This is a genomic window from Pseudomonas sp. FBCC-B35, assembly GCF_059133755.1.
Window position 1 is genome coordinate 3,281,570 of the sequence record NZ_CP101439.1, and the last position, 13,890, is coordinate 3,295,459.

Annotated in this window: 12 protein-coding genes; all 12 read right to left on the reverse strand. The window is 61.3% G+C overall.

Features of this window, described 5'->3' with window-relative positions; genetic code table 11:
- Nucleotides 1–39: 39 nt before the first annotated feature.
- Nucleotides 40–1,059, reverse strand: coding sequence for a flagellar motor switch protein FliG (fliG, locus tag NMB38_RS14820; RefSeq protein ID WP_023533955.1), 1,020 nt, complete (start codon nucleotides 1,057–1,059; stop codon nucleotides 40–42).
- Nucleotides 1,052–2,830, reverse strand: a complete 1,779-nt coding sequence (gene fliF / locus NMB38_RS14825) for a flagellar basal-body MS-ring/collar protein FliF (protein WP_023533998.1) — start codon at nucleotides 2,828–2,830, stop codon at nucleotides 1,052–1,054. Before fliF ends, fliG begins: the two co-directional genes overlap by 8 nt.
- Nucleotides 2,831–2,845: 15 nt before the next feature.
- Entirely contained in the window at nucleotides 2,846–3,178 is a 333-nt protein-coding gene (fliE, locus tag NMB38_RS14830; protein ID WP_023533916.1) for a flagellar hook-basal body complex protein FliE, read from the reverse strand.
- Between the two features lie 226 nt (nucleotides 3,179–3,404).
- Nucleotides 3,405–4,763, reverse strand: coding sequence for a sigma-54-dependent transcriptional regulator (locus NMB38_RS14835; RefSeq protein WP_132578755.1), 1,359 nt, complete (start codon nucleotides 4,761–4,763; stop codon nucleotides 3,405–3,407).
- Nucleotides 4,763–5,980 carry a sensor histidine kinase gene (locus NMB38_RS14840; protein WP_028687993.1) on the reverse strand — a complete coding sequence of 406 codons (1,218 nt, stop codon included), beginning with the start codon at nucleotides 5,978–5,980 and terminating at the stop codon, nucleotides 4,763–4,765. Before NMB38_RS14840 ends, NMB38_RS14835 begins: the two co-directional genes overlap by 1 nt.
- Nucleotides 5,981–6,120: 140 nt before the next feature.
- On the reverse strand, nucleotides 6,121–7,596 hold the full coding sequence (gene fleQ, locus NMB38_RS14845) for a transcriptional regulator FleQ (protein WP_027915946.1): 1,476 nt from the start codon (nucleotides 7,594–7,596) through the stop codon (nucleotides 6,121–6,123).
- Between the two features lie 179 nt (nucleotides 7,597–7,775).
- Nucleotides 7,776–8,069 (reverse strand): flagellar protein FliT, encoded by a 294-nt coding sequence (gene fliT / locus NMB38_RS14850; protein WP_027915945.1) that lies wholly within the window; start codon nucleotides 8,067–8,069, stop codon nucleotides 7,776–7,778.
- A gap of 24 nt (nucleotides 8,070–8,093) precedes the next feature.
- The gene (fliS, locus tag NMB38_RS14855) at nucleotides 8,094–8,486 is read right to left on the reverse strand and encodes a flagellar export chaperone FliS (RefSeq protein ID WP_027915944.1); all 393 of its coding nucleotides are present in this window, start codon (nucleotides 8,484–8,486) and stop codon (nucleotides 8,094–8,096) included.
- A gap of 79 nt (nucleotides 8,487–8,565) precedes the next feature.
- The gene (fliD, locus tag NMB38_RS14860) at nucleotides 8,566–9,921 is read right to left on the reverse strand and encodes a flagellar filament capping protein FliD (RefSeq protein ID WP_027915943.1); all 1,356 of its coding nucleotides are present in this window, start codon (nucleotides 9,919–9,921) and stop codon (nucleotides 8,566–8,568) included.
- 78 nt (nucleotides 9,922–9,999) lie between these two features.
- Nucleotides 10,000–10,350 carry a flagellar protein FlaG gene (locus NMB38_RS14865; RefSeq protein ID WP_027915942.1) on the reverse strand — a complete coding sequence of 117 codons (351 nt, stop codon included), beginning with the start codon at nucleotides 10,348–10,350 and terminating at the stop codon, nucleotides 10,000–10,002.
- A 77-nt stretch (nucleotides 10,351–10,427) separates the two neighbouring features.
- Complete coding sequence (locus NMB38_RS14870; protein ID WP_027915941.1) at nucleotides 10,428–12,137, reverse strand: flagellin N-terminal helical domain-containing protein; 1,710 nt, start codon at nucleotides 12,135–12,137, stop codon at nucleotides 10,428–10,430.
- A gap of 587 nt (nucleotides 12,138–12,724) precedes the next feature.
- Nucleotides 12,725–13,654: a ketoacyl-ACP synthase III gene (locus NMB38_RS14875; RefSeq protein WP_023533948.1), complete on the reverse strand. Its 930-nt coding sequence runs from the start codon at nucleotides 13,652–13,654 to the stop codon at nucleotides 12,725–12,727.
- Nucleotides 13,655–13,890 lie beyond the last annotated feature (236 nt).

Below are 13,890 nucleotides of genomic sequence, written 5' to 3' on the forward strand. Positions count from 1 at the left end.
GACGCAATCGCCTTGCGCTGACCCATGGCGGCTCGCCGCTTAGATCATTTCCTCGGCACCTTTGCCACCGAGCACGATTTCGCCGGCTTCGGCCATGCGACGGGCGATGGTGAGGATTTCCTTCTGGGCCGTTTCAACATCGCTGACACGAACCGGACCCTTGGCCTCGAGGTCATCACGCAGCAGTTCCGAAGCACGCTTGGACATGTTCTTGAACACCTTGTCCTTGACCCGCTCGTCCGCGCCCTTGAGCGACACCACCAGCACGTCGGAAGACACCTCGCGCAGCAGCGCCTGGATACCGCGGTCATCCACATCGGCCAGGTTGTTGAAGACGAACATCAGGTCTTCGATCTGCTCGGACAGGTCGCTGTCGATTTCGCGGATCGAATCCATCAGGGCGCCTTCCACGGAGCTGTCGAGGAAGTTCATGATGTCGGCGGCACGCTTGATGCCACCCAGGGTGGTGCGCGCGGCGTTGGAATTGCCGGAGAACTGTTTCTCCAGAATCTGGTTCAGCTCCTTCAGGGCAGCAGGTTGCACGGTATTGAGCGACGAGACGCGCAATACGATGTCCAGCCGGACCTTGTGGTCAAAGTTGCTCAGCACCTCACCGGCCTGGTCAGGGTCCAGGTAAGCCACGACAATGGCCTGGATCTGCGGGTGCTCGTAGCGGATCACGTCGGCCACGGCGCGTGGTTCCATCCACTTGAGGCTGTCCAGGCCGCTGGTGTTGCCACCGAGCAGGATGCGGTCGACCAGGCCGTTGGCCTTGTCCTCGCCCAGTGCCTGGTTGAGCATCTTGCGAATGTACGCATCGGAGCCCACGCCCAGGCTGGTCTGATCGCCGACCACTTCGACGAACTCGCTCATCACCTGTTCGACCTGGTCACGGTGCACGTTGCCCATCTGCGCCATGGCCACGCCCACGCGCTGCACTTCCTTGGGCCCCATGTGGCGCAGTACCTGCGCGGCGTCGGTTTCACCCAGCGAGAGCAGCAGGATGGCTGCCTTGTCGACGCGGCTCAGCTTGGCGGTAACGGCTCGGTTATCACTCATCGGCGTTGATCCAGTCTTTGACGACCTGGGCTACGCGGCCCGGGTCTTCGGCCACAAGGCCTTTGATTGCGTTGAGCTGTGCCTCGTAACCCTCGGTGGGGCTAGGCAGCAGAATGCTTGTCGGGCCACCCAGGCTGACGCGGTCGTTGGCCAGTTCGCCATCTAGACCGATCATGCCGCCCAGCTCCATGTCATTTTCAAGGGCAGGCTGCTTGCCACCCCCTGTCAGGTTGTTGAGCACAGGCCGCAATACGCCGAACACCAGCACCAGGATGAACAGCACGCCCAGCACTTGCTTGACGATATCCCAGAACCAGGGCTGCTGGTAGAACGCGATATCGGCAATCTCTTCGCCACGGTCTGGCGCGAACGGCACGTTGATCACGGTCACGCTGTCGCCCCGGCTGGCGTCGAAGCCAACGGCATCCTGGACCAGCCGGGTGAAGCGCGTCAGGTCCTCGGCAGCCCACGGCACATGGGTGGTCTCCCCGGTGGCGGCGTCCACCTTGACCTGATCGTCCACCACAACCGCCACGGACAGGCGCGTCATGCGCCCCTGTTGCTGGCGGGTATGGCTGATGGAGCGGTCGAGCTCGAAGTTCTTGGTGCTCTGTTGGCGCTTGTCGGACGGATAAGGCGCGAGCATCGGCTGGCCGGTGGCCGGGTCCATGATCTGCTGGCCATTGGCATCGACCAACGGCTGGCCAGGCTGGATGGCGCCCGCTGCACCTGCGGTACCGCCAGTGGTCTGTGGCGCCGAAGCGGCACCCGGTGGCTGGTTGCTCAACGCGCCCGGCACACCTTGTGGGCCCTGGCTGCTAGCGCGCTGCTCGTCGACCGACTGCTCACTGCGCAGCGCCGGTTGGTCCGGATTGAACTGCTCGGAGGTGGACTCGACCGCACTGAAGTCCAGGTCGGCAGACACTTCGGCCTTGTAGCGGTCGTTGCCCAGCACCGGTTGCAGGATGTTGTGCACACGCTGGGTCAGCATGCCTTCCATTCGGCGGCTGTAGTCGAACTGCTTACCGGCCTGGGTCAGGGCAGAATCCTGGATCTGTTCGGACAGCAGGTTGCCTTTCTGGTCGACCACGGTGACCTGGGACTTGTCCAGCTCAGGCACGCTGGTGGCCACCAGGTTGACGATGGCCATTACCTGGCCGGGCTCAAGTGCACGACCTGGATAGAGCTCGACCAGTACCGATGCACTGGGCCGACGCTCATCGCGCACGAACACCGAGCTCTTGGGAATGGCCAGGTGCACGCGGGCACCCTTGACGTTGTTCAGGCTCGACACGGTGCGCGCCAATTCGCCTTCCAGGCTGCGGCGGTAACGCGTGGCCTCCATGAACTGGCTGGTGCCAAGGCCCTGCTCCTTGTCGAGCAGCTCGAAGCCGACGTTGCCGTCGGTAGGCGCCACGCCCGCAGCTGCCAGCTTCAGGCGCGCACGGGAGATGTCGTCGGCCTTGACCAGCAGGGCCCCGGAATTGGGTTCCACGTTGTAGGCAATGTCGGCCGCCGCCAGGGTGTCCATGACCTGCTTGGTGTCCATGCCCGACAGGCTGGGGTACAGCGGACGGTAGTCCGGCTGCTGCGACCACAGCACCACGGCAAAGCCGATCGCCACGCTGGCAGCCAGGCCGACCATCAGGCCGATCTGACGCAGCATGGGCATCTGCGCAATGTTTTCCAGGAACGCCAGGCGCACCAGGGGTGCCTTGGGCGCTGGCGCGCCGCCCTTGGCGGGCGCGTTGTCGACGACTGCTTCAGCCATGGTCTACGTCTGCCCTCAAACCGGCATTTGCATGATGTCCTGGTACGCCTGGACGAGCTTGTTGCGTACCTGGGTCAAGGCCTGCATCGAAACGCTGGCTTTCTGCGAGGCAATCATCACGTCGGTGAGGTCGACCCCGGTCTTGCCGATTTCGAACGCGTTCGCCAGCTGCGAAGAGGCCTGCTGGGTGTCATTCACCTTGCCGATGGCCTGGCCCAGCATGTCGGCAAAGGTACTTTGCCCTGGGGCCAGCTCAGGGGCGGCTGATACTTTCGGCAGCGACATGGCATCGGCCTGCATGGCCCGCATGTCCAGCATCAGACGATTGAATTCAACACCTTGGGTCATGAGCTTCTCTCTCCGGCGGCCGCATATTTTTGACAGTCATGCGGCGGATAGCCTTCGTAAAGCAACAAAGGTGCCAGCCTTATGAAAGGGTGAATACGTCTAGGAAAAAACGGGCGTATCAGGCTACGAAGCACCGTGAAGATCACGCACGCTTGGCGGGCGATGCCTAAAAGAGCGCTGGATTACCCGCGCTAGAGATGACGTCTGCAGGGTAAACGCGACTGTCTTACTCGCCAAACAGACTGGCCTCGACGTCGAAACCGGCGTCGCGCATCTGCGCAAGCTTATAGCGCAGCGTGCGCGGGCTGATCCCCAGGCGCTCGGCCGCTTCCTTGCGCCGACCTCGCTCGGCCCGCAGGGTATCGATGATCTGCTGGTACTCGTGACGCCGCTTGTCGTCGCCCTGCTCGGCTGCAAGTCCACCTTGCCCAGATAGTGGCACAGTGCCACCTGACAAGGGAATGGCGCCATCAAGACAAAAATCCGCCGCCTCGATCACCCCGCCTTGCTGCAGGATCAAGGCGCGCTGCAATGCATTATCCAGCTCACGCACGTTGCCAGGCCAGGTCCAGGCTTGCAGGCAGGCCTGCGCGTCGGCGGACAGGCGCACGGGGGCATGCTGCATTTTTGCAATGTGACGAGCCAGCAAGCGCTCGGCCAGTTGAACGATGTCGCCGGGCCGCTCGCGCAGGGGGCGCCAGGCCAGCGGGAACACGGACAACCGGTAGAACAGGTCCTCGCGAAAACGACCGGCAGCCACCTCGCCCGCCAGGTCCCGGTTGGTGGTGGCCACCACGCGGATATCCAGCGCGATGGGCTTGCGCCCCCCTACCCGCTCGACCTCACGTTCCTGCAGCACCCGCAGCAACTTGGCCTGCAAGGCCAGGGGCATTTCCGAGATCTCGTCCAGCAGCAAGGTACCCCCTTTGGCCTGCTCGAACTTCCCGGGCTGGGCAGCGATCGCCCCGGTAAAGGCACCCTTCTCATGGCCGAACAGCGTGGCCTCAAGCATGTTGTCCGGAATGGCGGCACAGTTGATCGCAACGAACGGCTGGCTGGCACGGGGGGACTGCTGGTGGATGTAGCGCGCCAGCACTTCCTTGCCCGTGCCCGACTCACCGGAAATCAACACGGTCGAGCCACTGCGCGCCACGCGTGCGGCCAGCTCCAGCAACTGCCGGCTGGAGGGCTCGCGTGCAACAGGGCCCTCCTCGTCCGTCATACGCCCGGCGGCATGCCGCTGCACAAGGTTGAGCAGCGCCTTGGGTTCAAAGGGTTTGACCAGGTAATCCACCGCACCTTGGCGAATGGCTTCCACCGCCCGTTCCACGGCCGCGTGAGCGGTCATCAGCAATACCGGCAATTGCGGCTGCTGGCGGCGCAGCTGGGCCAGCAACTGGTGGCCGTCCATGCCCGGCATGTTCACGTCGCTGATGACCAGGTTGAAGGGTTCTTCGTGCACCACTTTCAGGGCCTGCTCTGCGCTGTCCACTGCTTTGTAGGCGAAACCACCCAGGTCGAGGGTATCGGCCAGTGCCTCGCGCAGCACACGGTCATCCTCGACCAGCAACACATTCACCGTCATCACCGGCTCTCCGCCAACGACCCATCGATCAAGGGCAACTCCACCCGCACGCAGGTGCCGCGCCCCACCTTCGAACGCACCTGCACGCTGCCGTGGTGGGCCTTGGCCACCGCCTTGACCACCGCTAGCCCGAGCCCCGTACCGGTCGACTTGGTGGTCAGGAAGGGCTCGCCAAGACGGGCGAGCAGATCAGGTGCAATGCCAGTGCCAGCGTCACTGATGCACAGGTGCAGGGTCTGCTGGCGACGCCATAGGTGCACCTTGAGCCGCGCAGCGCCCTGGCTGGCCTGGGTGGCGTTTTCGATCACGTTCAGCAGTGCACCCACCAGCGTGTCGCGGTTGCACAGCAGCTCACCCAGGCGGCTGTCACACTGCCAGCGCACCGCGTGCCCGTGAACATGCGTCTGCGCAGCCTGCTGCAACGCCTGGAACAAGGCTTTCGGAGAAATTCGATCCGTGAGTGGCAACTCGCCACGGGCGAACACCAGCATGTCGCGGACCTGTTGTTCCAGCTCATGCAGACGCTCCTTGAGACTGCCAGCGAAGCGCTGCCGGGTCTGAGTGGTCAACGCCTGTTCAGGGTCGGCCAGGTGGCTGGCGTAGAGCATGGCAGCAGAGAGCGGCGTGCGAATCTGATGCGCCAGCGAGGCGACCATGCGCCCGAGCGAGGACAATCGCTCGTGGCGTGCCAACTGGTCTTGCAGGCGACGGGTTTCCGTCAGGTCGTTGAGCAGCACCAGCTGCCCCGGCTCGGCATCCAGCGAGCGCGTGGCAATGGACAGGCGACGGCCGTCGCGCAGGGACACTTCATGGCCGTCGTCCAGGCGCGGGGCAAAACTGCGGGCAATGACTTCACGCCACAGCTGGCCGATCAATGGCTTGCCCAACAACTCGCAGGCGGCCGGATTGGCTTCGCGAACGCTACCCTGCCCGTCGATGACGATCACCCCGCCCGGCAGCAGGTCCAGCAAATGCTGCAAGCGGTTGGCCAGGCGTTCTTTCTCGTTCAACTCCTCGATGCGCTGGGCGCTGACCACCGCCAGCTCGCCCTTGAGCTCACTGACCCGGGCTTCGAGCAGGCTGTAGGACTGGCTGAGCTGGCTGGAGACCTGGTCGAACAAAGCGAACGCCTGCTCGACACCCTGGCGGCTTTCCTGCTCGACCAGTGACTGCGCCTGGGGGGAAAGGGCTCGGGATACATGGGCGGCCTGGGGCATCGTGCTCTCTCGCGTGGCTGACCGTCATAAAAACGGTGTGGTGGCCAGTGCGTAGCAATACCCGTGCCGCAGATAAGGGCTTACGACATTTGCCGGAGACTTTGCACTCCGGCAGAGAATCTACCGCCTATCGACCACGATCACTCCTCTGCCTGGTCTTCACCACCCTGCCGGCTCATCCCATACTTACGCATTTTCTCGACCAGCGTGGTGCGGCGAATGCGCAAGCGCTCGGCAGCGCGCGCGACGATGCCGTTGGCGTCGTCCAGTGCTTGCTGGATCAGCCCCTGCTCCAGGCTGCCCAGGTAGTCCTTCAGGTCCAGGCCTTCAGGCGGCAACATGGCAGGGTTGCTAAAGCTGGGCGCGTGCCCGTTGATGGCAATGCGCTCTTCCAGGTCGCTGCGCAGGTTATCGACCATCTGCTCGTCTTCGTCATCGATGTAGCGGAATTTCTTCGGCAGTTCCGACACACCGATCACCCCGTACGGATGCATGATGGCCATGCGCTCGACCAGGTTGGCCAGCTCGCGGACATTGCCCGGCCATCCGTGGCGGCACAGGGACATGATCGACGCCGAGTTGAAGCGGATGGAGCCACGTTTTTCGTGCTCCATCCGCGAGATCAGCTCGTTCATCAGCAGCGGGATGTCTTCGACGCGCTCGCGCAGGGGCGCCATTTCGATAGGGAAGACGTTAAGCCGGTAATACAGGTCTTCGCGGAAGGTGCCGGCCTCGATCATGTTCTCGAGATTTTTATGGGTCGCGGCAATGATGCGCACATCGATGCTCTGTGTCTTGTTGCTGCCCACCCGCTCGAACGTACGCTCCTGCAGCACGCGCAACAACTTGACCTGCATGGGCAGCGGCATGTCGCCAATCTCATCCAGGAACAACGTGCCGCCGTTGGCCAGTTCGAAGCGACCAGCACGGCTGGTGATGGCGCCGGTAAACGCACCTTTTTCATGGCCAAACAGTTCGCTTTCCAGCAACTCAGCCGGGATCGCGCCACAGTTGACAGGCACGAACGGCGCTTCGCGGCGTTTGGAGTGGTAGTGCAGATTGCGCGCCACCACCTCCTTGCCCGTGCCCGACTCGCCCAGGATCAGCACACTGGCGTCGGTATCGGCCACCTGCTGCATCATCTGGCGTACGTGTTGAATGGCGCGGCTGGTGCCCACCAGGCTGCGGAACAGGTTCGGCTCGCGCTGACGACCGCGCTCACGTGCCTGATCGTACATCTCGCGGTAAACCTGCGCTCGGTGCAGCGAATCGAGCAATTGGCTGTAGCTGGGCGGCATTTCCAGGTTCGACAGCACGCGGCGGCGCAGCTCTTCAGGCAACTCGCTCGAAGAAATATCACCTAAAAATAGAACAGGAAGGAACTCATCCCATGAAAGCACTGTCTTAAGGAGCCCGAGCAGTGTGCCGGGCGTGTTGACGGTTCCGACCAGCACGCACAACACCTCGCGGCTCGAAGACAAGGGCTCGACCACCTGCTGCCACTCATGGCTGGCGCAGGACAGGTTTTCTTCGCCCAGGAAGTTGAGCACCACCGCCAGATCGCGGCGGCGGGTGCTGTCGTCATCGATCAGGAGAATCTTGGTTTCACGCCACATGCAATAGCAACTTCCCTAGTCATATCGGCGCCCGAGGGCGTGCTCGACATCATTCCGACTGAATGGTCAGTGTTTCGACGTCTGGAATACGAGAACAGGCACTAGTAAAGTCAAAAACGTCCGAGCAGTCAAATATATGGCGCCGTAGAAGTGCGGGCTGCATCCGGCCTCACGCAATCTCAGCTGAACAGATGGTATACCTTTGTGGCCTGTTTGGCTTGATTGATATTCGACATTTCTGCGACCAGAGATTGACGCTCATCACTTGCAACGTCGATTAGCTGACGATACACGGCCATGAGTGCCTCCAGGTTCGCCTTGAGCGCGGTCGCATCTTCCTGGTCGGCTACCAGCGCCTCATCGACGAGCGCACGGCAGCCCAAGTCCAATTGACCAATGGTCACCCAATCGCGAGCTTCCAGCGCTTCGTTCAATGCGTGACAGGTGTGGGCAATCTGATGCAATGCGCTCATAGGTGACTCCTTGCAGAGAGGTTGTTACTCGGCAGTCGCGATAGCATCCCAGCCGCTCTTGACGGTGATCATGAGTCGTGCGACCTCATCGATCATTTCGGGATCACTGTGTAGGTTGGCCTGGGTCAGCCGGCGTGCCATGTACTCGTACAGACTGTCCAGGCGATCAAGTTCATCCGGGTCGGCAGCCTTGTCCTTGTCCAGCCCTTCGCGCAAGCCGCCGATGATGTCGACGGCCTTGCCCAACATGACACCTTTTTGTGCCACGTCACCGCGAGAGATGGCGCCTTTGGCTTGAGCCATGCGATCCAACGCGCCTTCCATGAGCAACTGCACCAGACGATGGGGCGTGGCCTCGGAGATCTGGGCGTGGGAATTGACCTTCTGGTATTGGCGAAGGGCTCTCATCGGGTGCATGGTGAATCCTCAGTGAACAAGGCTGGACGGGGGCCGTATAACCTGTTTATCGGCGCCCCGCGCGTTTTCTTTAGCGCTGTCAGCTGTCGCTCTTGGCTTTATTCAACGCGTTGAGCGTGGTCATGACGCTGTCGCTGGTCGCCTTGAGCTGCGCAACCATGGTGTCCATCGCGTTGTACTTCTTGGTCAAGGTGTCCGTCAGTGAATCGATGCGCCGATCCAATGCCTGCTGCGACTCCTCGAGCTCCTTGAGCTGATTGGTAAGGCTGGTCTGGCGCGAGGCTAGGATGCCACCGGCTTTGGTGTACTCCTCGGTGACGTTGGTCATGCGCGTCAACAGCCCATCCTTGCCTGTAAACAGGTTGTTGATGTCGGCACCATAGGTTTTGACCGCCGCATCCCACTTGGTGTCGTTGAACTCCAGCAGGCCGGTTTTCTGTACTGTGTTGATTCCGAGCTGCGACAAGGTGCGCAGACCCGTTGCACCGACGCTATGACTGATCTCGTTGCGCACGGAATTGACCAGCGAGCGCATGGTGGCATCGCCGGTCAACGCGGCCGAACCTGTGGCTGCGCCATCGGCCCCGGTAGTGACCTTGGTCTGGGTGTTGATGGTGGTCATCAGCGCGTTGTAGGCAGTGACGAAAGACTTGACCGACGTCTTGAGCGTGTCGCTGTTGCTGGTGACGGCCAGGTTGGACTTGCCTTCCTTGACCAGGGTTATGTCCACACCGCTGATCGCGCCAGTCACAGTGTTGGAAGCAGACTCCAGCGCCAGCCCATCGAGGGTGTATTTGGCGTTCTGCGGCGTGGCAACGGTAGACACACCCTGCGCCATGCTGGCATCGCCACCCAGCGTCAACTCGGTACCTTCGCCCATCTTGGTCGATGAGAAAATGAGCCGCGACCCACTGGCATCGGTCACGATGTTGGCCGTGATGCCCTTGGACTGCAGCTGGTCATTGATCGTGTCACGCGCCTGCTGAAGAGTGGCGCCCGCGGCAATGTTTACGCTGTGGGTCGCATTGCCCTGGTTGATGGTCAGGGTCTGGGATTCACCCGAGTCGTTGACGATCGTCGAGGTCTTTTCATAAATCTGGGTGGAGATTTTCGAGGCGGTCGCCAGCTGGGTGACTTCAAGCGCGTAGTTGCCCGAAGAAGCGCCGTCGCCCAGCTTGATCTTGGCGATGGCCTCGTCCGAGGACGAAGAAGCCAGGCCAGAGAAGCTTGAAGCGGTGTTGAGCTTGGCGACTGCGGCACGGAACGTTTCGAGCGCGCTCTTGACGGAGCCGATGGCCGAAAGCGAGGTGGTGGCGGTGGTGGTCTGGTTGTTGATCTGGGTTTGCTTAGGCGCCTTTTCGGCACTAGCCAGGGCCTTCACAATGCCGCTGATGTCCAGGCCAGAGCCAAGCCCATTGATGGTCGAGCTTGCCATATCACATCTCCTTTATCGTAACCGCCGGTATCCCGACGAAAAAGCATCCGTGCGCTGGTAAACAAAAGCCGTGCCAACTTAAACCTGGGTGCTGAACAACAGGCTGTTGGCATCTTTGAGGTTTTCCGCCAGCTTGAGCGCAGCTTCAGAAGGCAGCTGGCGAATGACTTCACCGCTTTGGCGAGCGATGACCTTGACCACCACCTGGCCGGTGGAGTCGTCGATGGAAAAATCCAGTTGTCGCTCCGAAGCCTTGACGAAATCCTGGATGGCACTGACGGCGCTTTCCAGGTCAGGCCGGGCTACGGGCTTGGAAACCTTGTCGGCGGGCTCGGCCTTGACCGGCTCGCTGGGTGGCCGTGCGCTGGATGGCGCTTCCGGCGTGATGGCAGCGGGATGGGACAGGCCCAGCTTCATGCTTATATCCACGACTTACACCCTCAAGTGACGAAAAGACGAAAGGGTACGTGAACGTACCCTTCGTCAAACTTAGCCTGCTTTGGCAATTAGCCCAGCAGTTTCAGTACCGAAGACGGCAGCTGGTTGGCCTGGGACAGGATCGCGGTGGATGCCTGCTGCAGGGTTTGCTGCTTGGTCAGCTCGGCGGTTTCCGAAGCGAAGTCGGCGTCCTGTACACGGCTGCGGGCAGCGGTGGAGTTTTCCGAGATGCTGTTCAGGTTGGCAACGGTGCTGTCGAAGCGGTTTTGCACGGCACCGAGCTGAGCGCGCTGGCTGTCGATCTGAGCGATGGCAGCGTCCAGGGCCTGGATCGATTTTTGCGAATCGGCAGCGGTGGTGATGCTCAGGCTCGAAACGGTGGCTTCCTGGGTGATGGCAGTGGTGCTACCTGCGGTCAGGCCCAGCGCAGCCAAGCCCGTCCCTTGGCTGCCGTCGGCGATGGTGATGTTCTTGGCCGAGAACAGGTTCAGGGTGTTGTCAGCGTTTTTGCTGGCAGTCACGCCGGTGCTGGCGGTGTTGATGGACGTGATGATCGAGTCCAGGGTGTCGCCTTTCTTGAACTTGACTTCGGTGCCGTTCAGCGAGATCGAGGTATCAGCGACCAGTTTGGCTTCGGTAGTGCCTGCGGACAGACCAACTTTGGCCAGAGCACCTTGACCGGCAGCACCTGTGCCGTTGGTGAGGTTGATGGCTTTGCCGTCGGTGGAAGTCAGAGTCAGACGACCATCCTTGAGGGTGGCTGCAACGCCGGTGTTGGTGGTTTCGGCGTTGATGGCGGCGAGGACATCATCCATATCTTGGCCAGCAGTAGCGCCGACGGTGGTGCCGTTGATGTTGAAGGAGATATCGCTGGTGAAGCCAGTGGTCGGCGTCACGGTCGCAGTGGCTGCGAAGCCAGACAGGTTTGCAGGGGTAGTGGCGTTCGATGCAGTGGCGGTGAAGGTTGCCGAGGACGACATTACGATGGCGCCAGCGGCATCTTTCGTAGCGCTAACACCAGTAGCGTTCGCGCCGGTATTGGCTGCGTTGATTTTCGCTACTACCGAATCGGTGTCATCAGTTTCGGTGATTGAGATCGGCGTAGCTGCGCCGTTCAAAGTGAGGTCAACAGTTTCACCAGCAGCTGGCGGTGTGAAGGTAACAGCCGCTGCGGAGTAAGTAGTTGCACCTGCTGGCGCCACCGCACCGGTAACGACCGCCGACAAATCGGTAGCCGCGCCATCAGTCTTAGCTTCGCTGAACGAACCTTTCAGGCCAGTCGCGCTGATATCGGTCATGCCGAACGAAATGGTTTCGTTGGCGCTGGAGCCGATCTGGAAGCCGACGTTCTGGAACGAGCCGTCCAGAATGTTACGACCACCGAAGGTAGTAGTGTTGGCGATACGGGTCAGTTCGCCGGTCAGTGCGGTGAATTCTTGCTGCAGGGAAGTACGGTCGTCATCGCTGTTCGAGCCGTTGGCAGACTGCAGGGACAGTTCGCGCATACGCTGCAGGATGCTGGTCGATTCCTGCATGGCGCCTTCAGCGGTCTGGGCGATCGAGATACCGTCGTTGGCGTTCTTCATTGCCACGCTCAGACCTTTGATCTGGCTGGTCAGACGGTTGGCGATCTGCAGGCCAGCGGCGTCGTCTTTGGCGCTGTTGATTTTCAGGCCAGAGGACAGGCGGGACATCGAAGTACCCAGCGCTTCGGAAGCGCGGTTCAGGTTCTTCTGAACGCCCAAGGAGGTGATGTTGGTGTTGACGGTCAAAGCCATGACGAATTCCTCGTGGTATGGATACTGCGGCTTCCGGCCCTGGCGACAGCCGGGTATGGCCTAGAGAACCTTCGTAATGGTTATCGTCGGATGGCCCGGTTGCTTGAGGGGTTTTTGCAAAAAAAAATGCTGGCATGCGGCCAGCCCTGGAAAATCAAGGGGTTAAGCGCGGAATTTTGGCGTCAAAAAGCGGGGTGGGTAGGTATGAGGGGGATGACGGCGTCTGGAGCGAGTCGAGGGATGGCCTGGCGAACTGGGGGCTGAAGAGGAGGTGGCGAAGGTTCAAGGTATGCAGCTTGGCGTCAGGAAATGTCGGGGCCGCTGCGCGGCCCATCGCGGCGCGAGGCCGCTCCCACAAAGTGCGAACCCGCGAATTCAGGCGTCACGCGGTTGGGGTGGGAGCGGCCTCGCCGGGGCGCCGGACCGGCCGCGATGGGCTGCGCAGCGGCCCCAGGTTTGCGCTTAGCAGCTGATCTTGGCACCGTCCGCGATGGGCCTTTAAGCAGCCCTGGAAGTTGGGCTCAACCGATTAAGCACAGGGACCAGCCCGAACAAAGGCAGAACGCCCCTACCCCACCGCGAACACATCAATCGCGATAAAGAATCGCCGAAGCCCAGGACAGCCCTACCCCGAACCCACTCACCGCCACCCGCTTCCAGCTACCGTCGAGCATGTGCTTCTGCAGCAGCAACGGTACGCTGGACGACACGGTATTGCCCGTCTCCAGCATGTCTTTCACGAATTTCTCCGGATGATGTTCTTCGAACCGGCGAGCTACCGCATCGACAATCGCCGCACTGCCCTGGTGGATGCAGAACGCGTCGATGTCCGACGACTGCAACCCACTGGCATCGAGCAGCTCGTGCAAGTGAGCCGGTACCTTGACCAAGGCGAAGTTGAAGACCTGCCGGCCATTCATGAAGAACGTGCCATCGGACACCTTCAGGTGCTCGGCGCCCGAACCGTCGGTGCCAAAACGCGCCTCGCCCAGCTTCCAGATGGCGCCATCGGCCATCCAGGTGGCGGTGGCCGCGTCGCCGAAAAGCATGGTGGTGTTGCGATCTTCCGGGTCAACGATCTTCGAGTACGGGTCGGCGGTGATCAGCAGCCCGTTCTTCAGGCCCGCCGCCTCCATGAAGCCCTTGATCGCGTACAGCCCATACACATACCCCGAGCAGCCCAAGGAGATATCGAACGCTGCCACGCGGGTAGACAACCCGAGCTTGCTCTGGACGATAGCGGCGGTGTGCGGCAGGCCCTCTTCATCGCCGTTCTGGGTCACCACGATCAACGCGTCGATCGACTGCGGATCGAGGTCGGGGTTGTTGGCGAACAGTGCCCGGGCGGCCTCCACGCACAGGTCGGAGGTTTCCTGCTCCGGGGCCTTGCGTGGCAGGAAGGACGCACCGATCTTGCCGAACATGAATTCTTCGTCCTTGCCGAACTTCGCACCCTGGACGTAGTTGTCCAGGCCAGCGGTGGGCACGTAACTCGCGATACTCTTGATGCCAATCATTCTGGCTTCCCAATGAAAACAGCCAAAGACCACCACTCGATCAATTGAGGGCGCCAAAAACCGGAGCGTCACCGCCTGGGGAGGGGATAAAGCAGCGCCTGCCTGCGCACCGGTAACAAAATGCTGCAACAGCTGCTGCATAGAATACAGGGAAGATGACCGTTTTGACTCATTGGTCACATTGAAATGCAATGAAAGGCAGGTATCAGGGGTCATGCCACGTGGAATTGTGCACG